Origin of the sequence: Desulfatibacillum aliphaticivorans DSM 15576, assembly GCF_000429905.1 — a bacterium.
Taxonomy (GTDB): Bacteria; Desulfobacterota; Desulfobacteria; order Desulfobacterales; family Desulfatibacillaceae; genus Desulfatibacillum; species Desulfatibacillum aliphaticivorans.
Genome location: NZ_AUCT01000001.1, coordinates 410,495 through 433,166, shown reverse-complemented (window position 1 = coordinate 433,166; position 22,672 = coordinate 410,495). Strand labels below are relative to the sequence as shown.

At 55.0% G+C, this 22,672-nt stretch carries 20 protein-coding genes; all 20 read left to right on the top strand.

Translation table 11 applies throughout. The features are described 5' to 3' along the window. Positions 1–45: 45 nt before the first annotated feature. The 20 genes from G491_RS29070 (at position 46) to G491_RS0101820 (ending at position 22,660) form a co-directional block, all read left to right on the top strand. Complete coding sequence (locus G491_RS29070; protein WP_012610806.1) at positions 46–1,101, top strand: Gfo/Idh/MocA family protein; 1,056 nt, start codon at positions 46–48, stop codon at positions 1,099–1,101. A 31-nt stretch (positions 1,102–1,132) separates the two neighbouring features. Next, a complete protein-coding gene (locus tag G491_RS0101915; RefSeq protein ID WP_028313382.1) occupies positions 1,133–2,170 on the top strand; it encodes a shikimate dehydrogenase family protein in 1,038 nt (345 codons plus the stop codon). Positions 2,171–2,220: 50 nt separating this feature from the next. Continuing rightward, a complete protein-coding gene (locus tag G491_RS29065; protein WP_035217304.1) occupies positions 2,221–3,138 on the top strand; it encodes a hypothetical protein in 918 nt (305 codons plus the stop codon). A gap of 21 nt (positions 3,139–3,159) precedes the next feature. Continuing rightward, on the top strand, positions 3,160–3,969 hold the full coding sequence (locus tag G491_RS0101905; RefSeq protein WP_035217301.1) for an NAD-dependent epimerase/dehydratase family protein: 810 nt from the start codon (positions 3,160–3,162) through the stop codon (positions 3,967–3,969). A gap of 7 nt (positions 3,970–3,976) precedes the next feature. Beyond that, entirely contained in the window at positions 3,977–4,738 is a 762-nt protein-coding gene (locus G491_RS0101900; RefSeq protein ID WP_028313380.1) for a cephalosporin hydroxylase family protein, read from the top strand. Between the two features lie 7 nt (positions 4,739–4,745). Then, positions 4,746–5,549: a glucose-1-phosphate cytidylyltransferase gene (gene rfbF, locus G491_RS0101895; RefSeq protein WP_028313379.1), complete on the top strand. Its 804-nt coding sequence runs from the start codon at positions 4,746–4,748 to the stop codon at positions 5,547–5,549. Then, positions 5,546–6,610, top strand: coding sequence for a CDP-glucose 4,6-dehydratase (gene rfbG / locus G491_RS0101890; RefSeq protein ID WP_028313378.1), 1,065 nt, complete (start codon positions 5,546–5,548; stop codon positions 6,608–6,610). Before rfbF ends, rfbG begins: the two co-directional genes overlap by 4 nt. Beyond that, positions 6,607–7,152, top strand: coding sequence for a dTDP-4-dehydrorhamnose 3,5-epimerase (gene rfbC / locus G491_RS0101885; RefSeq protein ID WP_028313377.1), 546 nt, complete (start codon positions 6,607–6,609; stop codon positions 7,150–7,152). Before rfbG ends, rfbC begins: the two co-directional genes overlap by 4 nt. Before the next feature lie 13 nt (positions 7,153–7,165). Continuing rightward, positions 7,166–8,389 carry a class I SAM-dependent methyltransferase gene (locus tag G491_RS0101880; RefSeq protein ID WP_028313376.1) on the top strand — a complete coding sequence of 408 codons (1,224 nt, stop codon included), beginning with the start codon at positions 7,166–7,168 and terminating at the stop codon, positions 8,387–8,389. Positions 8,390–8,403: 14 nt separating this feature from the next. Then, positions 8,404–8,892, top strand: a complete 489-nt coding sequence (locus G491_RS0101875) for an acyltransferase (RefSeq protein WP_028313375.1) — start codon at positions 8,404–8,406, stop codon at positions 8,890–8,892. Positions 8,893–9,201: 309 nt separating this feature from the next. Continuing rightward, a complete protein-coding gene (locus G491_RS0101870) occupies positions 9,202–10,401 on the top strand; it encodes a glycosyltransferase family A protein (RefSeq protein ID WP_169829376.1) in 1,200 nt (399 codons plus the stop codon). 45 nt (positions 10,402–10,446) lie between these two features. Continuing rightward, the gene (locus G491_RS0101865; protein WP_028313373.1) at positions 10,447–11,169 is read left to right on the top strand and encodes an acylneuraminate cytidylyltransferase family protein; all 723 of its coding nucleotides are present in this window, start codon (positions 10,447–10,449) and stop codon (positions 11,167–11,169) included. Beyond that, positions 11,166–12,518: a B12-binding domain-containing radical SAM protein gene (locus tag G491_RS0101860; protein WP_028313372.1), complete on the top strand. Its 1,353-nt coding sequence runs from the start codon at positions 11,166–11,168 to the stop codon at positions 12,516–12,518. Before G491_RS0101865 ends, G491_RS0101860 begins: the two co-directional genes overlap by 4 nt. Before the next feature lie 5 nt (positions 12,519–12,523). Further along, positions 12,524–13,645 carry a sulfotransferase gene (locus G491_RS0101855; RefSeq protein WP_028313371.1) on the top strand — a complete coding sequence of 374 codons (1,122 nt, stop codon included), beginning with the start codon at positions 12,524–12,526 and terminating at the stop codon, positions 13,643–13,645. A gap of 28 nt (positions 13,646–13,673) precedes the next feature. Then, the gene (locus tag G491_RS29060; RefSeq protein WP_051326965.1) at positions 13,674–15,035 is read left to right on the top strand and encodes a glycosyltransferase family 2 protein; all 1,362 of its coding nucleotides are present in this window, start codon (positions 13,674–13,676) and stop codon (positions 15,033–15,035) included. 22 nt (positions 15,036–15,057) lie between these two features. After that, the gene (locus G491_RS0101845) at positions 15,058–16,329 is read left to right on the top strand and encodes a hypothetical protein (RefSeq protein ID WP_028313370.1); all 1,272 of its coding nucleotides are present in this window, start codon (positions 15,058–15,060) and stop codon (positions 16,327–16,329) included. A 253-nt stretch (positions 16,330–16,582) separates the two neighbouring features. Beyond that, on the top strand, positions 16,583–18,295 hold the full coding sequence (locus G491_RS0101840; protein WP_028313369.1) for an ABC transporter ATP-binding protein: 1,713 nt from the start codon (positions 16,583–16,585) through the stop codon (positions 18,293–18,295). Between the two features lie 117 nt (positions 18,296–18,412). Next, complete coding sequence (locus tag G491_RS33220) at positions 18,413–20,209, top strand: glycosyltransferase (RefSeq protein WP_084511232.1); 1,797 nt, start codon at positions 18,413–18,415, stop codon at positions 20,207–20,209. Continuing rightward, positions 20,196–21,209: a sulfotransferase domain-containing protein gene (locus G491_RS0101825; protein ID WP_028313368.1), complete on the top strand. Its 1,014-nt coding sequence runs from the start codon at positions 20,196–20,198 to the stop codon at positions 21,207–21,209. Before G491_RS33220 ends, G491_RS0101825 begins: the two co-directional genes overlap by 14 nt. A 92-nt stretch (positions 21,210–21,301) precedes the next feature. Next, positions 21,302–22,660: a capsular polysaccharide export protein, LipB/KpsS family gene (locus G491_RS0101820; RefSeq protein WP_028313367.1), complete on the top strand. Its 1,359-nt coding sequence runs from the start codon at positions 21,302–21,304 to the stop codon at positions 22,658–22,660. Positions 22,661–22,672: the final 12 nt, after the last annotated feature.

The following is a 22,672-nucleotide window of genomic DNA, read 5'->3' as shown; positions in this document are numbered from 1 at the left end:
AACCGGGCGCACATGGAATAAACCGGACTTTCAGGAGAAAATGCTATGTTGCGGGTGGGAATAGTTGGCGCAGGCCGCGTTGTTGCAGGCCGGTACGCAGAGGTTTTCGCGAAAGAGTTGAAAAACGCAAAGGCTGTCATGATTTGCGACCTTGTCCCGGAACGGGCAGAAAAAATGGCCGCCCTCATGGGCTCCAAAGTCGTGGATTCGTACGATGACATCCTGTCTTCCCCGGACGTGGACGCGGTCCTGGTCTGCACCGAGTCGGGAAACCACACCGAGCACACCAGGCAGGCCATCATGGCGGGCAAGCACGTGATCGTGGAAAAACCCCCGGCCATGCTGCCCGGCGAGGTTTTGGAAATGGAAGCCCTGGCCAGGGAAAAAGGCGTGATGTACGCGCCGGTGTTCCAGAACCGCCTGAATCCCGCCGTTGTCAAGCTCAAGGAGACTGTGGACTCCGGGCGCTTCGGCAAAATTGTGCTGGCAACCATCCGCCTGCGCTGGTGCCGCTACCAGGACTATTATGAAGACGGCTGGCACGGCACCTGGAAAATGGACGGCGGCGTGATCAACCAGCAGGCCATCCACCATGTGGACGCCCTGGAATGGATTTGCGGCCCGGTGGCCAAAATCTGCGCGGCTCAGGCAAACGCCCTGAACAAGCTGGAAGCCGAAGACACCACCACGGCCGTGGTGCAGTTGGAAAGCGGCGCCATGGGCGTCATCGAAGCCACCACCGCGGCCAGGCCCGAAGACTTTGAGGCCTCCATTTCCGTGGTGGGCGAAAAAGGCATGGCGGTCATAGGCGGCATCGCGTTGAACCGCATCGATACATGGACCTTTGTGGAAAAAGATCCCGAAGACGACGCGGTTCCCGAAAAATATTCCCAGGACGTGCCCACCGGATACGGCCTGTCCCACGGCCCCCTCATGCAGGACATCGTGGACCGTTTGGCGGCCGGCAATCCGGAGCCGCCCATCTCGCCTGCTTCCGCGGCTAAGACAGTCAGCCTGGTGCACGCCATATACCGCAGCGTGGAAACCAACGGCTGGACCAGCCCCGGCGACGCTGTTTCGGAACGTTTGGGCAAGGGATAAAAAAAAATCGCATCAAGGAGGAAGAGCCACTATGACGCAGGTTACGGACTTGATCGAAAATAAGGGATTGGATCTGGACGCGACGGAAATGTACGCGGCCATTCTGGGCGAGTCGCCTTCCAAGGGGGCCAAGTCGCCTTCTTTATGGAACGCAGCCTTTGACGGTCTGAATATTTCCGGGTTCATGCACCCCATGGACGTGGTTCCCGAAAAGCTGGAGCAGGTGGCCGCCGCGCTGAAAGCGGACAAAAGATACATGGGCGGCGCCGTGACCATGCCCTATAAAATCACCCTGATTCCGTTTCTGGACAGGCTGGAGCCCGAAGCCGAAGCCATTGGCGCGGTCAATTGCATTTATCGCGACGGAGACGATCTGGTGGGGACCAACACGGACGGCGCCGGCGCCATCCATTGCCTGAAGGCGGATTACGGCGAAGACCTTGCCGGAAAAACCGTCCTTTTGATCGGGACCGGAGGCGCGGGCTACGCCGTGGCAGCCTATGTCGCCGCCGCCATAGGCGCGGGAGGCAGCCTGTACCTTGCCAATCGCAGCCCGGAACCCGCCGAGAAGCTGGCCGCCAAACTTTCCGTGCAGTGCAAGACCAAATCCGTACCCTTTCCTCTGGAAGCGGGCAGCTTTGGGGACGTGGACATCGTGATCAATTGTTCCAGCCTGGGCTTTGAAAGCTCCAAGCGGGACCGCCGGGGCGCATACTCCCATCTTCACTTCACGCCCCTGGGGCCGGTTGACGACTCCTTGCGCGTGCCCTTGGGAGAAAACGTCCAGGCCCGATTCCTGGAAGCCGCCAGGGAAGCCGTCTCCGCTAATTTTGCGGCCTCCGCTTCCCGTCTGGCGGGCATGGGCAAAGCCTACGTCATGGACATCATCTATCAGCCTCGCGAAACCTTGATGCTTTGGCTGGCCAAAAGCCTGGGTTTGAGAACCCAGAATGGAGTAGCCATGAACCTGGAGCAGGCGGTCATCGCCTTTGACAAAGCCACAGCCGCCGCAGGCCTTAGGGAGGCGGACTCCGCCCCGGTCAGGGAACTCATGGAAAAAGTCTGGTAAACGCTAAATAAAAGCAACCTGGTAGGAGAGCAGCCAAAGGAGCCTGAATCATGAAGGACATAACCCAAGCGGACCAGGAAAATAACATCCCTTTGTCCACGGCCAAGAATTATCAACGCAAGATCATGGCCGGCAATGTGCCAGTGGGCGGCAAGGACCTCACCATCATGGCAGGCCCCTGCACCGTGGAAAGCAAAACCCAGATTTTCGAGGCGGCCAAGGCCGTGAGCGAAGCGGGCGCCAAGATGATCCGGGGCGGCGTGTACAAGCCCCTGACCTTTCCCTACGGCGATCCCCTGGGGCAGCCTGATGCGGATTCCGGCCTGCCGGCCAACGAAAGAATGCGGGTGGTTCCCAGGTCCGAGCAGGATCAGGCGGCGGAAAAGCGCCTGGGATACATGAAGGAAGCGGCGGAAAAATACGGCCTGGCCGTGATTTCCGAAATCATGTACGCAGACACCATGGATATGATGAGCAAATACGTGGACATGTTCCAGGTGGGCTACCGCCACATGTTCAACATGGACCTGGTGGAAGCCCTGGCGACCAGCGACAAGCCTATTTTGCTGAAAAGGCATTACGGCGAAAGCCTGCGCTCCCTGTTGGGCGTATGCGAGCATTTTGACGCCCGCGGCAAGCATGATTACGCCATTTGCGAACGGGGCGTGACCGTGCCTCATACCCACAACGTCAACTCCCGGGCCATCCTGGACATCCAGGCCATCCCGGCCATGGCCGAATACGCGCCCAGCGTGCCGGTGATCATCGATCCCAGCCACGCCACATTCAAACGCTCCTACGTGGCCGCCATGTCCCGCGCCGCCATTGCAGCCGGGGCGCACGGCCTGCTGATCGAAGTGCATCCCGATCCTGAAAACGCATGGATCGATCCGCTTCAGGCCCTGGGCTTTTCCGACTTTGAAAAGCTCATGCGGGAAATCGAAGCCATCGCCAAGATCATCCGCTAGGCGAAAGGCGCAGGGGGCTAAATGGCATTGGTGACAATATTGGGAAGCAGCGGGTTTATCGGCGCCCATCTGGCGGAAAAAGCCAGGGCCATGGGGCATGAGTGCTTTTGTCCGGGCCGGGACGAAGATCTGGCAGGCAAAGACCTTGGCCATGTGGTTTACTCCATCGGCCTGACCGCTGACTTTCGCCAACGCCCCTTTGACACGGTCCAGGCTCATGTCTGCCGATTGGCGGAGATTTTGGCCCAGGCCCGGTTCGAGTCCTTTGTGTATTTGTCTTCCACCAGACTTTACGGCTCGGGAGCCGGAGAGGCCAAAGAGGAAGACGCGCTGACGGCCCGTCCTCTGGACCCGTCGGATTTGTACAATTTATCCAAGGCCATGGGCGAGTCCCTGTGCCTGAGAGTGTCCGAAAAAACCAAAGTGGCCCGATTGTCCAACGTATACGGCCCTGATTTCGGCTCCCGGAATTTTCTGACGGACATCATCGCTTCCGCCGTGGACACAAACGAAATAGTCCTGCAAAGCGCCCTGGACTCGGCCAAGGATTACATCAGCATCGAAGATGCAACGGATTTGCTGCTTGCCATGCTTCTTAACGGCAAGGAAAGAATATACAACGCGGCCAGCGGAAAGAACGTCTCCCACGGAGAAATCGTCCGGGCCATTGCGGACGCCGCGGGATGCCGGGTGGAAGTTGCGCCCGATTCTCCCGTGATCCGGTTTCCCAGGATTTCCACCGAAAGGGTGGATCAGGAGTTCGGCGGCGTACGCAAAAGCCTGTTGGATGAAATTCCGGCATTGGTCAAGGCTTATAAAATCGCGAAATGAGGATTGCATGAAACTTGTTGTGGAAGGGGATATCGTCAAGGTGATTGAAGGCGGCGAGGTCCGGGAAATGGGAATCGGGTCCGCCGAAGCCTTTGAGGTCATCAGCAAACTTTGGCTGAGGTCCGGCTGGGACGCCAAATACGTGTACGGCTTTTCCTGGATGGGCAGGCCCGTCATTCAATTGCCCGACGACATGATTCGCATCCAGGAGGTGGTGTATGCGGTCAAGCCGGACGTGATTGTGGAAACCGGCGTGGCCCACGGCGGCTCCCTGGTGTTTTACGCCTCTTTGCTCAAAGCCATGGAAAAGGGCAGGGTGATCGGCGTGGACGTGGAAATCCGGCCTCATAACCGCCAGGCCATCGAGGCGCACGAAATGTTTTCCCTTATTTCCCTTGTTGAGGGGGACTCCGTCGCTCCCGAGATTTTGGGCCAGGTGCAGGATCAGATCGCCCCGGGCGAAACCGTTTTGGTGCTGTTGGACTCCTGCCACACCAAGGAGCACGTCCTCAAGGAACTGGACGCCTATTCCCCTCTGGTCACGCCTGGCTCTTACATCGTGGCCATGGACGGCATCATGAAGGATCTTGTAGGCGCGCCCCGGTCCAATACGGATTGGGACTGGAACAATCCGTCCGACGCCGCTTTGGAATGGGTCGAGGCTCACGACGATTTCATCATAGAGGAGCCGGCTTTCCCCTTTAACGAAGGGGACGTGAAAAGCCGCGTAACCTATTGGCCCAACGCCTTTATCAAACGAGTAAAGTGAGGACTGCATGCAAGTTGTCATCCTGTGCGGCGGACTTGGAACCCGGTTAAGGGAGGAAACGGAATTCCGCCCTAAACCCATGGTGAACATCGGCGCCCGTCCCATCCTGTGGCATATCATGAAGATATATTCCCATTACGGCCTGAACGATTTCGTCCTGGCTTTGGGGTACAAGGGCGAAATGATCAAGGAATACTTTTGCCACTACGAATGGGTGAACAACGACGTCACCCTGGAGTTGGGCAAGCCCGAAAACATGCTCATCCATGACTGCCACGAAGAGGCGGGTTGGCGCATCACCCTGAGCAACACGGGCGCCAAAACCCTCAAGGGCGGCCGGATCAAGAAGATCCAAAAATACATCCAGGGGGATACGTTTATGCTCACCTACGGCGACGGCGTGAGCGATGTAAACATCAAGGACCTCCTGGACTTTCACAAAAGCCACGGCAAGGCCGTCACCCTGACCGGCGTAAGCCCGGCGAAACGCTTCGGCGAGTTGAAGCTGGACGGAAACCAGGTGGTTTCGTTCCAGGAAAAGCCCGACGCTTCCGAAGGCCTGATCAACGGCGGCTTTTTTGTGTGCAACCGCAAGGTCTTCGATTACCTGACCGCCGAAGACGACTGCGACTTTGAATACGGCCCCCTGGAGCGCCTGGCGGAAGAAGGCGAGCTCATGGTCTATCGCCACCCGGGATTCTGGGCCTGCATGGACACCCTGCGGGACATGGATTATCTTAATGGGCTTTGGGATCGCAACGAATCCCCTTGGAAGGTTTGGGACTGCGACCAAACTAAGGAAAACCCATGACGGATCGGTTTTATAAAAACAAACGCATATTCCTCACCGGACACACGGGCTTTAAAGGCGCGTGGCTAAGCCTTTGGCTCCTGGAGGCCGGGGCCCAGGTCATGGGCTACGCCCTGGCGCCGCCTACCGAGCCCAGCCTGTTTTCCCTGGCCGGGTTGGAAAACCGCATGCAATGCGTGACCGGCGACGTGCGGGATTTGGCCGCCCTGACAAAGAACATGAAGGAATTCCAGCCGGACATCGTCATTCACATGGCCGCCCAAAGCCTTGTGCGGGAGGGGTATTCCGATCCCGTAGGAACCTTTTCCACCAATGTCATGGGCACGGTCAACCTGCTGGAGGCCGTCAGAAGCGTAGACGCGGTCCGCGCCGTGGTCAACGTGACCACGGACAAGTGCTACGAAAACAAGGAATGGCATTGGGGATATCGCGAAAACGACCGCTTGGGCGGCCACGACCCTTACGCCGGGTCCAAGGCTTGCGCCGAACTGGTCAGCCAATCTTACGCCAAATCCTACTTTGACGCCCCGGGCGCCGCGGCTCTGGCCACGGTGCGGGCGGGCAACGTCATCGGCGGGGGCGACTTCGCCAAAGACCGGCTCATCCCCGACGCCGTGCGGGCGGCCCAGGCCCAGGCGCCCGTGGAAGTGCGCAGCCCGGGCGCGGTCAGGCCGTGGCAGCACGTTCTGGAGCCCTTGCGCGGCTATTTGATGCTGGCCCGGAATCTTTACGAGCAGGGCGCCCCATACACAGGCGCATGGAACTTCGGCCCCAGCCTGGAAGACTGCCAACCCGTGGCCTGGATTCTGAACCGCTTTCTGGACGCCATGGGGCATGAGCCCGGCTGGACCGGCAGCGAAGGCGGCCATCCCAGGGAAAGCATTTTTTTAAGGCTGGATTCCTCCAAAGCCAGGCTGGACCTCGGGTGGAAGCCCAGATTGGACATCAGCCAATCTTTGAAGCTGACCGCACAATGGTACGCAAATTTTCTGGCCGGGGATCAATCCCCGCTGGATTTTACAATCAAGCAGATCAGGGAATACGTCCAGGGCGAATTATGAAGTTTCATCCCACCCCCATAAACGGCCTGTGGGTCATTGAGCTGGAGCCCTTTGCGGACCATCGGGGCCGCTTTTCGCGCCTGTTCTGCAAAAAGGAGCTGGCCGAAATCGGCCTGCAGGACGAAATCGCGCAGGTGAATCATTCGGTCACGGTCAATAAAGGGGCGCTCCGGGGCCTGCATTTTCAAAACCCGCCTTATGGGGAGGATAAAATCATCCGCTGCCTGCGGGGCGAGGTTTTCGACGTGGCCGTGGACTTAAGGCAAGGCTCCGAAACCTTTTTGCAATGGTTCGGCCAAAGGCTCAGCCCGGAAAACAACCGGGCCATGTTTCTGCCCAAGGGCTTCGCCCACGGCTTTCAAACCCTGCGGCCGGAGAGCGAGTTGATCTACTTTCACACCCAGTTTTACGCGCCCGAATACGAAGGCGGCTTTCGCTACAACGACGAGTCCATCGGCGTAAACTGGCCCGAGGCGGTCACGGAAATTTCGGACAAGGACCTGGCCTTGCCGACCGTATCAAGCGATTTTAAGGGGATTTAAGGATACTGATTTTATGAAATGCCGTTTTTGTCAAACCCCTTTGGAGCATGAATTCATTGATCTGGGCGCCGCCCCTCCGTCCAACGCTTTTTTGACGGAAGAGCAGCTTAACATGCCCGAAACTTTTTTCCCGCTCAAGCTCTTTGTCTGCCATAACTGCTTTTTGGTTCAGATCGATGAGTACAAGGCCAGCGAAGAAATTTTCGACAGCGATTACGTCTACTTTTCGTCCTTTTCATCCACCTGGCTGGCCCACGCCCGGAATTACGCGGACATGATTACCAAGCGCCTGGGCCTAAACGCCGGCAGCCGCGTGGTGGAGGTCGCCTCCAACGACGGCTATCTGCTCCAGTATTTTGTGGAAAAGCAGATCCCTTGTTTGGGCATAGAGCCCACGGAAGGCACGGCCGCAGCAGCCAGGGAAAAAGGCGTTCCGGTTTTGTGCGAGTTTTTTGGCGAAAGTCTGGCCAAAGACCTGAAAGCCCAGGGCAAGCAGGCCGACCTGTTGCTTGGGAACAATGTCCTGGCCCATGTACCGGACATCAACGATTTTGTGGAAGGCCTCAAGATCGCCCTCAAGGATTCGGGAACCATCACCATGGAATTCCCGCACCTTATGCAGCTTGTGGCCCAGAATCAGTTCGACACTATTTATCACGAGCATTTTTCCTACCTGTCCTTCTACACGGTCCGGGAAATCTTCAAGGCCCACGGGCTGGTCCTGTACGATGTGGAGGAACTGCCCACCCACGGCGGCTCCCTCAGGATTTACGCAGGCCATGAAGGGGCGGGGCGTCCGATCTCCGAAAATGTGGAAAAACTGCTGGCCAGGGAAGAATCCGAGGGCATGCGGACCCTGGAATATTACACCCGGTTGCCAAAGGCTGCGGAAAACATCAAGCTGGATTTGCTGGAGTTCCTTGTCCAGGCCAAAAAACAAGGCAAGAAAGTCGCCGCTTACGGCGCGGCGGCCAAGGGCAACACCCTGCTGAACTTTTGCGGCGTCAAAAGCGACCTCATTGCCTTTGCGGCGGACGCCTCCCCGTACAAACAGGGGAAGCACCTGCCAGCCAGCCATATTCCGGTTGCAGCGCCCTCGTTCATCCAAGAGGAAAAACCGGACTATCTGATTGTATTGCCCTGGAACCTGGCTGCGGAAATCATGGAGCAGGAAAAGGGCATTCAGGCGTGGGGCGGACGATTCGTCCTGCCCATACCCCAGGTCAAGGTGGTGTAAGGAATAAGCGGCTTATGAAGATCATTCATGAAAGCGCAAAAATTTCCAGTCTGGCGGACATTGAGGATTCGGTCCGGGGAAGCCGCGTGGTCATCGGCGAAAGAACCATGATCGACTCCTTTGTGAAAATCAAGTTCGCCGGCGGCCTGGGCGACGTGGCGATAGGCGATGATTCCTACGTCAACTCCGGCGTGGTCGTGTATTCGGGCAATGGGGTTTCCATAGGAAGCCGCGTGCTGATCGCCGCCAATTGCACCCTGGCGGCCGCCAACCATGAATACAAAGACCCGGAAAGATGCATTGCGGATCAGGGATTCATGGAGTCCCGCGGCGGCGTCGTCATCGAAGACGACGTCTGGATCGGGGCCGGGTGCGTGATTCTGGACGGCGCCAGGATAGGCAAGGGCGCAGTGATCGGCGCCATGTCCCTGGTCCGGGGCGAAATCGAACCATACGGCATTTACGCCGGAAATCCCATCCAACGGATCGGGTCCAGGAAGTAGCGCATCTTTCGGGAATCAACTTTTTTGCACATATTCAAGAGATTGCAGTAAACTATGGAGAGTTAAACACCAAAGCCGACTGTTAAAAAGCGCCCTTCCCCCCGCCAGGGGGGAAGGGATGAAGAATCTCGGGCTCAGGTATATGGACAGATTTGAGCTCCATGCATAACTCCCTGAGTTCAATACAATATTTACAACTCCAAAAGATGAAGAAGTAATTGATATGCGGTCCCCGGCAAAATATGCGCACGGCAACCCAAACGGGTCAGGCATTATCTTGAAAGTGAAAGGGCGGGCATGAGGTTTTCCTTGATATTACCTACGTATAATCGTTGCGGAATTTTGGGCAATGCGCTCCGATCCGCGCTCAACCAGACCTTTGACGACTACGAAGTGGTGGTCAGCAATAACGGCTCCACGGACGATACCGAGAAGGTCGTCAAGAGCTTTGACGATCCCCGCATTCGCTACATCAAACGCGACGACACCTTGTGCATGAGCGACCATTGGGATTGGATTCTGGACCAGATAGAAAGCGATTGGGTGCTTTTTTTGGCCGATGACGACGCCGTGCTTTCATACTGCCTGGAATACCTGGACCAAGCCATTGACGCCCACCCGGACATTGATCTGTTTTCGTACAGGGTGGTCCACTATTTTTATGGCGGCAGGCTGGACGGCATGAAAAACGTGCTGGTTGCGCCGGAAAAACCCGTGAACTCCATCAGGATCTTGGACTCGCAAAAGCAGCTGGTGAATAACTTTCAGGCCTTTCGCCTGAGAAACCCCACCTTTCCCACGGCATGCATCAGCCGGTCATTCTTAAAGAAAATCCGGGCGAAATACGGCTGTAACTTTTTCATGTGGGCGCCCGACATATCCTCAGGGTTTGTGCATCTGGCCAACTCCCAAAAGTTCGCCAGAATCCTGACCCCCCTGGCTGTCAGCGGCAAGGGCGTGTACTCCTACGGCTCCGGCGGCAGGCAAAATCCCGACCGTTTGCGGGACTACCTGAACCAACTGCCCGAGTTCAAAGGCTCTTTTCACTACAGCCCTTATCCTGACCTCATTTTGGTCAACAACACCATTTTGGATACGATCCTGAAAGTGAAGCATGAATTGTTATCCGAAGAGCTTGACGGGATAGAAATGTCCAAGGAAGCCATAGGCGCCTCTCTGATGAAGGATCTGCGGACTTATCTCGGCCACGGACTCACGGAATACCAGGAGTACGCTGACAGGATTCAAAAGGAAATGCTCGGCGGCAAAACCGAAAGCGGAATTATTCCGCTGCTTCGCAAGATTACGCCAAAACCTTTGCTCCCCCTGGGCCGGAGGCTTTTGCACGGCAGGAGTATTAAAGGCGCCAAACCGGGCAAGGTCCGCGTGTCAGGGGCTGATGCGCCCATGCCCTTTGACGGCATCATGGGCGCGGCTGAATGCTACGAAAAGCATTACGGCCCCTTTGCAGGAGGCAAGCCCCTAAGCCTTCAACGCGAGGCCGAATAAAGCGGATAAGGAATTCCCATTAGTTTTCATGGAGCGGATATTTAGATGAGACCCAGAATTTTGGCTTTAATACCTGCAAGGGGAGGCTCCAAAGGCGTACCCCGGAAAAACATCCGGCTTTTAGGCGGCGCTCCATTAATTGCGCACGTGCATCAGGCGGCAAGCAAGTCCAAGTATATTGATAAGCTGATCTTGTCCACGGATGATGAGGAAATCGCCAAAGTGGGGCAGTCGCTGGGCATGGATGTTCCCTTTGTGCGTCCCGGCGAACTGGCCAGGGAATTCTCCCTGCTGCCCGGCGTTTCCAAACACGCCATGATGTTTTTCGACGATTTGGGCGATCGGTACGAGGGCATACTCTCCCTCCAGCCCACATGCCCTTTCCTGTCCACCGAGTCCATCGACAAGGCCGTGGAAACCTGGCTGGAGCACGGATGCGACAGCGTGACCTCGGTCTCGGAAATCACCAAGGGGCATCCCTACATCGCCAAACGGGTGAAAGAGGACTTGTCCCTGGAAAATTTCAGCCCCATCCCCGAAGGCGCCATCACCAGCCCCCGTCAAAAGCGGGAAAAGGCCTTTTTTCTCACCGGCGGCCTGTACATGCGCCATCGCCGCCTGCTGGACGCCCCCGAGTTAACGGGCCATTGCCTGGGCGCCGACTCCAGGGCCGTGGTTGTCAGCGAACTGGAAGCCGTGGATATCAACACGGAAATCGATTTTAAATTTGCAGAACTTTTAATGAGCCTGCAAGCAGAGGAAGCATGAAAGTAGCCATTTGCAATCCTATGAACGTCAGCGAGACAAAACACTCCCGCAAGGGCATGTACGTCCCGCTGGGCATCCTTTCAATCGCCACCCTGATCAAGCAGGAACTGAAGGACAGCGTGGAAATCGTCGTCCTGGACGAGGATGTGACTCCCATCGACCCGGCCGATCTGGCCGCCTACGACGTGGTGGGCTTTTACGCGACTACGTTCAACTACCCCACGTGCGTCACTTACGCCAAAGCCGCAAAAAAGCACGGCTGCACCACCATTTTGGGCGGCCCCCATCCTTCGGTGCTTGCCGAAAACATCGCCGCAAACCAGGATTGCTTTGACTACATTATCCGGTACGAAGCCGAATTTCCCTTCCTGGATCTGATCAAGCGGCTGGTGGAAAACAAGAACGGCGCGCCCGTTGACATCCCCAACCTGGTTTTCAGGCATGAGGGCGGCGTTTTCGTAAACAGTCAAATCAAGGAGAACACCCTGCAGGAGCTCCCTAATCCGTCCCGGGAGTTCATTGACTTTGACCTGTATATCAGAAATTTCCGCGAAGCCTATCCGGACAGGCCCAACATGCGCCAGGCTTCCATATACTCCTCCAAGGGCTGCTCCTGGCGGGATAAAACCGGCGGCTGCATCTTTTGCGCCCGGCTGGAAAAAGGGGTGCGGTTTCGCCCCATCAAGGCCATCTGGGAGGAGATCGAGGATCTTTACGACAACTACGGCGCCAATTGCATATGGGATATCAGCGACGACAACCTGAACAACTTTGCGTGGTTCAAGGAGTTTGTGGACTCCCGGCCCAAAAAACTGGATGACCTGGCCTTTTTCGTCTACAGCCGGGTTACGGGCATCAAGCCGGAGGTGTTGACCTACCTGAAAAAGCTGAACGTGGAGGAAGTGTTCCTGGGCGTGGAATCCGGAGACACGGAAATCCTGAAAAAATGCTTCAAAGGCCAGACTCCCAGGATTTCCCTGAACGCCGCCACCCTTCTTAAGGAAGCGGGCATCAAGTATTTCCCCAGCTTTATCCTGGGCCTGCCCGGCGAGACGGAAAAAAGCATGCAAGGGACTTACAACCTGGTTCAGCAAATGGCCGATCTGGGCGGGCTGGACCGCATCGGATGCACCATCCTCAAGCCCACGCCGGGGTCCCGCGCCTTTGAATTGCTTTTGGAAAATTCGGAGTTCGGACCCGAACTGGCCAAACAGGATAACATCGATTTGGCCGAACTGGGCAAGCATTGGGTGGACAGAATGACGGAGGTCGATCACGCCGCCGCCCTGGCCTGGCAGGCGAAAATCAACGGCCTCATGAAGGATTTCAAGGTGTTTGGAGGAAAGTAGGCGCCATGCAATCCGATCAACGACAATGGCTGTTTATAGCCGGCCCCGCCCGCAGCGGCACCACTCTGCTGGCCTCTTTGTTGGACGGCCATCCCGACGCCCTGGTCTGGCCCTTTGAATGGCGCTATTTCGCCGAGTTTTTCAACCGGATCGCCAATGATAACCAGACGGCCGGAAGCCGGCCTTTGCTGAAGGAGTTCACGCCCATCCTGGACCGCTTCGTCCACGATTCGTTCACCACCTATTATTCCTCCATCTCCACCCAGGGGCTGGTGGATCACGACGCCTTTTCAAGGGCGCTGCATGAAAATGCGACGGGCATGCTCACCGGCGAGGGCTTTTTAAACGCCGTGTTCCGGGGTTACGAGGCCGGGTTTACACCCGAAGGCCAAAGCCCCAGATATTACGCCCTCAAGTGCATGACAAAAGGCTTTGACTGGCGCGACAAGGATTTGATCGAAAGATCCAAGTTCATCTATCTGCTGCGTCCGGCTCAAACCCGGTACAGCTCCCAGCGGAACAAGTTCATCAAAAAGTTCCATTGCGGCGCGGTGGAAACCCAGGAGCGTTGCCGCAGGCTGTTCTGGGAAATCAAGCTGGCTCGGGAAGTTTTTGAAAAATACAACGGCCACCCGAACTTTTTGTTCATCGAACTGGCCGACATCAAGGCTATGCCCAAAGAGGCCATGAAGAAAATCGCCGATTTTCTGGACATGGAGTTCTCTGACCAGTTGCTGGCGCCCACCTTTCTGGGCAAGCCCTTTGAAGGCCATTTTCACGATCCCAAGCTGAACAAAGGCGCCATCCTTAATACCGAGTCCAAGCACACGCCCCTGACCTCCTACGAGGACCTGTTGGTGCAGCGCCTGGCTTCGGGGGAGAAAAACGGCCCGGCCCTGCTGGCGGCCGCCGCGCGGTCTTTGCTGATGGAAATCCGCAAGGTATACGGCCCCGCCAGCCTTGCGGACCATTTCAGGCTGGCGAAAATCTTTCTGGAGTATTACCGGGACGCGCTTCAGTACGAAAAGGCGGTCCTATCCAATATGAGTTTTTGTGAAAACCGGGTTAAATTCCCGCACATTGTGCAGTTTGCGTCCGATTTCAATGCATCGGACGTTCCCGCATAAGGCGCGCTGCGCGCCCGCGTGAGGCAATATGGTTTCTATTATAGTCAGGACGAAAAACGAGGAAAAGTGGATCGCTTCCTGTTTGAAAGCGGTCTTCGCCCAGACCTATCAGGATTTTGAAGTCATCGTCGTGGATAACAAGAGCGACGATAAAACCGTGGAAAAGGCCAAGGCCTTTGCCATCAAGTTGGTGGAGATCGACCGCTACCTGCCGGGGAAGGCCATCAACCGGGGCGTGGAGGCCAGCAAGGGCGACATCATCGTATGCCTTTCCGGCCATTGCATCCCCACAAACACATCCTGGCTGGAAAACCTCATCAAGCCCTTTGAAGAGGAAAACGTGGCAGGCGTTTACGGCAGGCAGGAGCCCATGACCTTCACCACGGATTGGGACAAACGCGACCTTCTGACCGTGTTCGGCCTGGATCGCAAGGTGCAAAAAAAGGACTCCTTTTTCCACAACGCCAATAGCGCCGTCAGGCGGGATCTCTGGGAAAAATATCCCTTTGACGAGGACGCCACCAATATCGAAGACCGCATCTGGGCCAAGCAGATAATCTCCCTGGGTTACTTTCTGGTCTACGAGCCCGCCGCCAGCGTGTTCCATTGGCACGGCATCCACCAGAACAGAAACCCGGAGCGCTGCCAGAACGTGGTGCAAATTCTCACCTCCCTGGAAAACGGCGAGGAGCAAAATCAAAAAAGCGCACCCCTCGACCTGCATAATTTAAACATTGTGGCCCTCATTCCGGTCAAGGACGACGTGCCGGATTGCGGCGGCAAGTCGCTCTTGGAATACACGGTTCAAAGGGCCTTACAGTCGCAATACATAAACCGGGTAGTGGTTTCGGCGGACAGCGAGGAGCTTGCAGCCAAGGCTAGAGAGGCGGGCGCCCAGACTCCGTTCATCCGGCCTGCGGATTTGTCCCTGGATCACGTGGACCTGAGCATGGTCCTGCAGTATTCGCTCCAGCAATTGGAAGACGCCGGGGAGATTCCCGACATCCTGGTCATCCTGGAAATCACCTATCCCTTCCGCCGGAAAGACTTCATCGACAAGATGATCGAAAAGCTGGTGAACGAAGGCCTGGACAGCGTGATTCCGGTCCGGGCCGAATACCGCACTTCCTGGCTGAAAGATAACCAGGACACCCGGTCCATCGGAGAGGGCTTCATGCCCCGCGTCCTGAAAAAATCCCCCTTGCTCATCAACCTAATGGGCCTGGGGTGCGTCACCTATCCCCATTTCGTGCGCAACGGCAGAAAGCTGGGCGAAAAAGTGGGCGTGGTGGAAGTCAAAAATATATACAGCCCCATCGAAGTGCGGGACGAGCAGTCCGTGGAATTCGCCTCCAAGCTCATCGGCGACTGGTGGGAGCAAAATCAGTAAAATGGGTTTTGAAAATAGTCCTATGATTTTATTTATAATACGCAGATTCAACGACATAGACCATTTCGCACCGCTCATCTACAAGTTCCAAAAAGAAGGCGGGCATGAGGTTATGGTTTTGTGTCAAAACCCGGATTACAACATCCACAAGGACTTGCGGCTGCTCTACCTGAAAAACCGCTGCAACGCCGACATCCGTTACATCTACGACGCATACAAACCCGGCCTGGCCCGCAAGGTCCTGGCCCGCGCCATTTGCGGAAGCCACCGCGCTCTCGCCGAGCCCCAACAGGGCAGGGCGGGCGCCGTCCTGAACAAGGCGGAGAAGGCTTACGAAAAATATCTGCACAATTATCTGTACAAAGACCTGTCCGTGCAAAAATATTTCAACCATGACTGGGCGCGGGGCCTTTTGAAACGCCTGAACGCCTCGGCCGTGGTGTTTGACTTCGCCAAGGAACGCCAATACATCACAGGCGCTTTGTTTTCCGCGGCCAAAGAGTTGGGAGTCCCCACCTTCGCCATCCCCCCCGGCGCCATGATGTACGCCGACCGGGTGGGCAAGATGAAGGATTTCAAGGATTACGAGTTCCCGGATTACGACCATTACTCCATGCAGCACGATTTGCGCCTGGACCTGACCGCCAAGATGGGCGGCCCCCGGGAAAAAATGGCGGCCATGGGCATTCCCCGGTTTTGCCGGGAATGGAAGCCGGTCCTGGACGAAATCGTCCCCCGCACCATTTCCCGGGAGAAAAAGGAGCCCGGCAAGCTGAACGTCCTGTATTTCGACCGGCCCATCACCTGGGGCATGGACGAGGATTTGACCGTTCAAACCATCAAGGGCGCGGCCAATCTTCCTTTTGTCAACCTTATCATCAAACCCCATACCCGAGCCAACCGCCTGGGCTACAAGCAACTGGCCAAACACGCCAGAGTGGTGACGGACGTGGACTCTCTAGAGCTTATCCGGTGGGCCGACGTGGCCTTCGGCACCACGTCCAGCATCCTCATCGACGTGTTTTTGCAGGGCAAAACCTTGTTGTTCCCCAAATATTTCTGCGAATACGACATGCTTGTGGAAGAGCACGGCGCCTGCTGGAGCGTTAATAATCCCCAGGAGCTTTTCGACGCGCTCAAAAAGTTGGCGGAAGATCCCCTCTCCAGGCCCTACACCGAAGAACACGTCAAAGCCCTGCTTGCGCGCCTTGTATACAACGGGGACTACGAGCGGGACGTCCTGGGCGACCACGTCCGGTTTATTACGGAAAACGCCCGGACAAGCGCGTTGTGATCCCTGCTTTCCAAGAAACCATTGCTCCTGCGCTTGCTCTGCACCCGGCGGACATCCATGCTTCGGCCGCAGGCGAGGACGGCGATTTGTCCGTCTTTCATTAACTAATCGTTTTTCATATAAATCTAAGGCTTTTCATAAAACCGGCGCTTCGGCCCCGTTTCACTTTTTTCCCTTGACTTCTCGCATGCGATGTGAACAATCTTCTTGTGTTCAAAAAATGAACACTAAGCGAGGGCGCCCCCGAAAGCATATGAAAACAAAGAAAAATACACTGGCGATCATCAATGATTTGACCGCCGGACACCGCAAAATGGGCTTTTTTATTCTGGTGGTGATGGTTCTGGCCGCCTTTTTCGAGGCCTTGGGCCTGGGAATGATCCTGCCGGTGCTATCCCATCTCATGAGCTCCGAGTCCTCCCAGAGCGGGGCCATGGGCGCGTTTGACAACGTTCTGGCTGTTTTCCCCCAGGAACACAAAATGATTATCCTCCTGGGGGCTTTGCTGGCTGCTTTTTGGTTCAAGAACATACTTGCCGCATACCTTCGGGGGCTGAACGCCCATTTTACGTTCAAGCTGCGGGAAATATGGTCCGCCAAACTGCTTTATCAATATCTTCGGATGCATTACTCCCAGGTCCTGGAGTCCAAGCAGGGGGTTATGTTGCATAACGCCATTGTCGAGCCCCGGCAAGTGGCTTTCTCATTTTTGATATTATTGCAGCTTGTCACCAAGCTAATCTTATGCATCGCCATCGCCCTGATACTTGTGGCGTCCGACTGGGTGGTCACCTTGTGGCTTGCCGTTGTTGTGGCAACCATTTTTGTCTCCATCAACAAACTGATCACGACCTATTCCATCCGATTTGGAAAAAAACGGCTGGAGCTTGACCAGAAAACCAATTCCATAGGCGTGGAAAGTCTTGGCGCCGTCAAAGAGGTTAAGGCCCTTGGCATGGAAGAGCGGTATAAATCCTTGTTAAAGGAAATAATGGCCCGATACCGCCGCATTAATACGGCATTCGCCGTCGTGAATCACCTGCCTGAAAACATTATTGAAATACTGGCGGTCACCGGCGTGGTGTCCGTGTTCGGATACGTTCATTTAACCGGTGCGACTCAGACCACGGAAGTGCTGGCGAAGATGGGTTTCTTTGTCATTGCCGGGCAAAAGATGTTCAGTTGCGTTTCCTTTGTGCTGGCTCAAAGAATGAAGTTCGCCTCCATGATGCCCGGCATGTTTCTAATCCATGAAGCCATTCATCATCCGGAGGAAATGGAGGTGCTGGTCCGGGGAGAATCCTTCCGGAGTCTGGAACAAGGAATTAAGCTGGAGCGTGTGGGCTTTTCCTATCGGACCGGCAATCCGGTTTTAAAGGATTTTTCCATGGAAATTCCAAAGAATAAAATGACCGCCGTTATCGGGCCGTCCGGCGCCGGAAAATCCACCATCGCCGATTTGCTTTTGGGTCTCTATCACCCCCAGGAAGGACGGATTACGGTTGACGGTAAGGACTTGTCGGATTACTCCTTGAGTACATGGCGGGAAAGAGTAGGCTACGTAGGGCAGGAACCGGTGATCTTCAATGTGAGCATTCGGGAGAACATTCTTGCCGGCCGTCCGGGGGCCTCTAAAGATGAGGTTATCCAGGCCGCTCGGGTTGCTCGAATCCATGATTTTATAACCACTTTGCCGCAAGGCTACGACACAATAGTAGGCGACCGGGGCGCAAAATTATCGGGCGGACAGAAGCAGCGCGTTGTCATCGCAAGGGTGATCATCCGCAATCCGGATTTGTTCATCTTTGACGAAGCCACCAGCGCTCTGGACGGAGAAACCGAGGCGGAAATCACCGCTGCTATGGAGGACCTTGCAGGGCATAGAACACTGTTGGTCATCGCCCACAGGTTGTCTACCATCAAAAAAGCGGATCATGTTTATGATCTCTCAACTGCGGCGGCGTGAGGGACATGACCACCAGGGATCTCCCGGATTTTCCCTTTAATGAAGGGGATGTGAAAAACCGCGTCACGTGCCGGCCCAATGCATTTTTGAAGAGAGCGGCCCGAGGAGGGCAATATCTTGAGTAGTGCAAACAGGTTAAGGAATGATGCACACCCCTTGGTTTCCGTTGGCGTTCCCGTTTATAACGCCGTCAAAACCATCGGCAGGACCCTTGATTCCTTGATTAATCAGGATTATGACAATTTGGAAATCATTGTTTCCGACAATTGCTCTGACGATGGAACCTATGAACTGTGCAAGGAGTACGCACAGAAGGACGAACGCATCCGGATTTTTCGGAACGACGTCAATGTCGGCGCCAGTGAAAATTTTCGCTTGGTGTGCAACAGGGCGACCGGGGTCTTTTTTTTCTGGGCCGCAAGTGATGACCACTATTTTCCGGAGTTTGCGTCTGTACTTGTCAAAGATTTGGAAAACAAGCCGGACGCAGTGGTAAGCTTGCCAAGCGTCGTTCGGGAGTCCGTGGAAGGAAAACGGCTGGCCGTCCAGGATTTTACGGGGCGGAAAGCCCCTTATAACCTGTCCAGACGAGAACTTGTGTATCGTATTATCGCGTTTCAGCCGAAGTATAAACGCCTCAAGTACAATTTTTTTATTCTTGGCTTATGGCGCAGAGAGTGGATAGCGGATTTGAACTTGCGTTATTCATTCACCCGGAATATGGAGAGGCCCTTTTTAGCCATTTTGGCCATGAAATATCGCTTTTCGTCCGTTGATAGAGAACTCATGTATAAATGCTGGCAAAATGAATCTTTTAAAACGAGGAACCCGGATGACCCCATTGCGACGACCCATAGAAAATTCGGGCTGTGGGGCCGTTACGGGCACATTGCGAAAATCATGTTGAAAGACCCCCTGGTTTCAAGCGCCGGACAGTATTTCACCATGCTCCTTTTGGCTTGCGACTTGACGCCAAGGCTTGCGGTAAACTCAGCGCGCTCACGCCTTGGAGATCTTTACCGGAAAGTAAAAGGAAAAATTCAATACACCTTAAACAAAGGCCCCAAAAAGCCGGTGTATACAGTGGAGGAAAAAGGCGCCGCCCTGAAAGCGCTGCTCCAAAGAACAACGGACATGGATCTGATGTTGCGGGTCTTGGAAACCCGCAGGTTTATCCGGCCCATCAAGACGGATTTTGTCAGATGCCCGGAAGGCGACCGGCTTCTTTTTATTGCTCCTCACCAGGATGATGCGATTATTGGATGCGGGGGGCTGATTTTGCATGCCCAGGAAGACGGCAAGACTTTGATTCCCATTTATGTTTCCGACGGCATGAATTTTTCTCCGGGAATAAAGCCGGAAGACGTCCCCGCCGTAAGAAAACAAGAAGCCTGCAAGGTCTGGAAGACGGTTGGGAATATTGATCCCATTTTTTGGGATATCCCCAACAAGGAGTATCCGATCACACCGGAGCTGGCGCAAAAACTCTATGACGCCATCCATGAACATAAACCCGACTGCCTGTTTATCCCTTTTTTCCTGGAGGATCCTGATTCGCATCGAAAGACCAACCAATTATTATACATGGCCGGCCAGTTGGGGCCTCTGCCTGAATTGGAGGTTTGGGCATATCAGGTGACTTCCATGATATGCCCCAATGTGGGCGTCGAGATTTCCGATGTCATTGAAAAGAAACAACATCTTATGGGGATGTGGAAGTCCCAGAACGCCGTGTTTGATTATCAGCACTATTCTTATGGATTGAATGTGCGCAACAGCCTCTTCTACAGGCTTGGAGACAAGCCAAAACCCCATGTGGAGCTGTTTTTTGTGGTTCCCATGCGTGAATACCAGGAATTGCTCCACGGATATTACGGCTCGGGAGACGAGGAGACCATTTATGGGCGAAAATAGCGCTGGCAGCCAATTGATGTTGGCCAGAAGTTTTTTAAGCAAGGCCAGGCAAAAGGCCTTAAAAAATGCCCAAAGCGTAAAAAACAAGGTGGACAGGCGTCTTTACCCTGATCAATGGACTTCAGCCGTACCGCCGGATTTCTTAATAATAGGACTGCAAAAAAGCGGGACTAGCTGGGTGACGAATTTGCTTAACCGCCATCCGCAAGTCGCGGTCGCCCCCAGTCATCCAGGGGTTTCTAAAGGGGTTCATGAAGGCCATTTTTTTGACATGCTGTCATGGAAGGAAACCGATCACGATAGATTTGTCAGAGTGCTCAAGAACAAGCACGACGGCTATTTTGATGATTTTGTCGGAAAAGAGGGCGGCTTGGCCGAAGACGCGTTCCTGGCGCAAATATCCCAAAGGTATAATTCTTTCATCGCCAGGATGAGAACGTCCCCCAATAATCTGGCCGGCGATAAAACCACGGAATATGTGTTTCATCTGGATCTTGTGGATAAACTCTATCCGGGCATAAAAAAAATTTGCATCCTGAGAGACCCTCGCGACAGGACCATGTCGTTTCATTTTCATCAAATAAGAAAAGGACGCAGGGATAACGACGAACCCGCCCTGGAACAAATAGAATCTTATTGCGACCGCCTGGAAAGCGAACTCCGCTGCCTCCTTTCGTATCAGGATGAGATTCATTTTTTGACGTACGAGGAATTGTCGAAGAACACTTCCGTCGTGGTAAGCAGTTTTTTGACTTATGTCGGAATCAAGGCGGATGAGGCCTTGATCGATCAACTGGTGGAGGCGGCCAGTTTTGAACGGGTTTCCGGCAGAAAACAAGGCCAGGCGGATGCTAAAAGCCATTATCGAAAAGGCGTGGTGGGAGACTGGAAACACTTTTTCAAGGAGGAGCACCTGGCGATTTACGCGCGAAGAATCAATCCTTTGGTGGAAAGGCTAATGGCGGAGAAAAACTTGGACTTAAAGTCTTATTTGTCATGATTCGAAGGGATGGCTTTCGTCCAATGTATACTGTTTAACTATCCGGTTTATTAAGGAAAACACCCGGAAAAGCGCAATATTAGGTTATTGATATGAATTACGCGGCTGTCAGATACAGAGCCATAGAAAAAATATCCAGCCCCATCCTCACAGCAATGGCCCGCATGAACATGGCCAGGGCCGCGGCGATGTTTATCGGCGCCCACATGGAGACCGAACAAAGGGCCGAGGGCGCCAACCCGGTCAACATCGTGTACCTTCCCAAGGCGGGCCATACCGAAGACATCATGGCCTGTTTCAAAGGGTATGAGCGCTACGGCATCCTTACCCTGGACCGCAAGCTGGTCAAGGCAGTGTTTGCGGCTTTTCTGCCCAAGACCATGGACGACAACAACTACAAAACGGCCGACGCAAAGGCCAACGCCGCCAAGCTGAGACTCCGGGCCTTTTGGGGGGAGGTGCTTAAATATCTGCGTCCCTCCCTGAATTTTCATGCGCTGTTTACCGGCAATTTTTCCTACGCCTCCGAACAGGAACTGGCCGCCGCCTGCACCGAATCGGGCCTCCCCTTTATCGCCCTCCACAAGGAGTGCATGAAAACCCCGGGCCTGCGCCCCTTTTATGTGGACGTTTACAAAACCCGCAAGATTCCTTTCCAGGGAACGGCCATCTGCAATTACAACGAGATGGAAACGGGCATCCAGGCCGAAGCCGGCGTGTTCGACCCGGACAGGATAAAGATCGTGGGCATGCCCCGCTTGAGCCGGGTGCACTGGCGCCGGGAGGACCTTGTCCGCGCGGGAAAAAAGGCCGACGCTCCCACAATCCTGTTTTTCTCCTTCAATTCCAAGGCGGGGCTTCCGGTTTTGGGCCGCAAAATTCCCGGCTCCTACGAAACCCTGCAGGCTGGATTGGAAAAGCTCAATGTGGAAAAAGCCTCCAACGCCTGCCATCACGCCCTGGTGAATCTGGCCAGGGAAAACCCCGGAATCAAGGTCATCATAAAAACCAAGGGCGACCAGAACGCCAAACGCTTTATGACGCGTTTGTTCGGCGAAAACCCGGACTTTCCGCCCAATCTGCATTTGGCCGAGGGCGGAGACCTTCTGGACATGCTGAGCCAGGCGTCCGTTGTCGCCAGCTTCAATTCCACCACCCTGTTCGAGGCCCTGGCCCTGGATAAGCCCGTGGTGGTTCCCTGGTTTTATGAAATTACCGACCCCGCCCTCAAGCCTTATATCCTGGACATGGATGACGCGGTGCTTTACGCCCATTCCGAGGAGGAATTCTGCTCCATGCTGAAGGATCTGGCTGTAAGGTCTCATGAGGAAGGGCGGGAGCTTCCCCAAACCTCGCAGCGTCTTTTGGAAAAGTGGTGCGGCAACCCGGACGGCAGGACAGGGGACAGGATAAGGCGCGTGCTTGATTCCCTGTTGTCGGAATCCGATTAACGATCAATTTAC

Coding starts and splice junctions, on each gene's coding strand:
- G491_RS0101905 (WP_035217301.1), top strand. CDS start 3,160: ATGGCATTGGTGACAATATTGGGAAGCAGCGGGTTTATCGGCGCCCAT.
- G491_RS0101875 (WP_028313375.1), top strand. CDS start 8,404: ATGAAGATCATTCATGAAAGCGCAAAAATTTCCAGTCTGGCGGACATT.
- G491_RS0101860 (WP_028313372.1), top strand. CDS start 11,166: ATGAAAGTAGCCATTTGCAATCCTATGAACGTCAGCGAGACAAAACAC.
- G491_RS0101820 (WP_028313367.1), top strand. CDS start 21,302: ATGAATTACGCGGCTGTCAGATACAGAGCCATAGAAAAAATATCCAGC.
- G491_RS0101880 (WP_028313376.1), top strand. CDS start 7,166: ATGAAATGCCGTTTTTGTCAAACCCCTTTGGAGCATGAATTCATTGAT.
- G491_RS0101825 (WP_028313368.1), top strand. CDS start 20,196: ATGGGCGAAAATAGCGCTGGCAGCCAATTGATGTTGGCCAGAAGTTTT.
- rfbF (WP_028313379.1), top strand. CDS start 4,746: ATGCAAGTTGTCATCCTGTGCGGCGGACTTGGAACCCGGTTAAGGGAG.
- G491_RS0101915 (WP_028313382.1), top strand. CDS start 1,133: ATGACGCAGGTTACGGACTTGATCGAAAATAAGGGATTGGATCTGGAC.
- G491_RS0101845 (WP_028313370.1), top strand. CDS start 15,058: ATGATTTTATTTATAATACGCAGATTCAACGACATAGACCATTTCGCA.
- G491_RS0101840 (WP_028313369.1), top strand. CDS start 16,583: ATGAAAACAAAGAAAAATACACTGGCGATCATCAATGATTTGACCGCC.
- G491_RS0101900 (WP_028313380.1), top strand. CDS start 3,977: ATGAAACTTGTTGTGGAAGGGGATATCGTCAAGGTGATTGAAGGCGGC.
- rfbG (WP_028313378.1), top strand. CDS start 5,546: ATGACGGATCGGTTTTATAAAAACAAACGCATATTCCTCACCGGACAC.
- G491_RS29060 (WP_051326965.1), top strand. CDS start 13,674: ATGGTTTCTATTATAGTCAGGACGAAAAACGAGGAAAAGTGGATCGCT.
- G491_RS29070 (WP_012610806.1), top strand. CDS start 46: ATGTTGCGGGTGGGAATAGTTGGCGCAGGCCGCGTTGTTGCAGGCCGG.
- rfbC (WP_028313377.1), top strand. CDS start 6,607: ATGAAGTTTCATCCCACCCCCATAAACGGCCTGTGGGTCATTGAGCTG.
- G491_RS29065 (WP_035217304.1), top strand. CDS start 2,221: ATGAAGGACATAACCCAAGCGGACCAGGAAAATAACATCCCTTTGTCC.
- G491_RS0101855 (WP_028313371.1), top strand. CDS start 12,524: ATGCAATCCGATCAACGACAATGGCTGTTTATAGCCGGCCCCGCCCGC.
- G491_RS0101865 (WP_028313373.1), top strand. CDS start 10,447: ATGAGACCCAGAATTTTGGCTTTAATACCTGCAAGGGGAGGCTCCAAA.